Source organism: Falsiroseomonas sp. HW251 (genome assembly GCF_050563545.1).
GTDB lineage: Bacteria > Pseudomonadota > Alphaproteobacteria > Acetobacterales > Acetobacteraceae > Falsiroseomonas.
On the sequence record NZ_JBNXUM010000107.1, the window covers coordinates 1 to 606 of the forward strand.

A 606-nucleotide genomic window follows, 5' to 3' on the forward strand; every position below is an offset into this window, starting at 1 on the left:
TCCAGCTGGTCACGGCCGATGAGGAACGTGTCAGCGTGCTTGTCACGCATCATCCGCACGGCGTCTCCGCGACAGCGGTGTCGGTGGAGCTGGAGCTCCACGACATTCCCTGGCGCCGCGCCAACGTTGCGCTGTTCCGAATCGACGGCACGCATTCCAACGCCTTCGCTGCCAATCGCCGCCGCATGCCGTCGCCGCCCCTTTCGCCAATTGCCGTGCGCCAGCTGCGCCGGGCCGCGGAGATGGCGGAGGGAGCATCGCTCCGCCCTGGACTGCGCATGGTTGGTAGGCGCCTGCGCCTGACGCTTCTGCTGCAACCCTTCGCGACCGTGCTGGTCTCGATCACGCCTTTCGATCGCCAGCCACCCGCCCCGCCACGATGGGTGGAAGCGAGCATGGCCGGTGCCGATGCAGTGCTGCGATGGACACCGAACAATGAGCCCGGATTCTACGGCTACGAAGTGCTGCGCCTTGGTGCCGAGCGGCGTGTCGCACCACGGCTGCTGCGCGGGGCGCTATGGGTGGACACCGCACCGCCGGTGACCGGCTCGCTGCGCTATACCGTGCGTGCGATCTCTACGTCCGGCCGAGCTAGTCCGATTGTCG

At 67.7% G+C, this 606-nt stretch carries 1 protein-coding gene; it reads left to right on the plus strand.

Going from position 1 to position 606, the window contains the following annotated elements:
• Positions 1 to 35: 35 nt before the first annotated feature.
• Positions 36 to 606: hypothetical protein (locus ACLF3M_RS35395; RefSeq protein ID WP_430661713.1), on the plus strand; the 571-nt coding region annotated here is incomplete at its 3' end.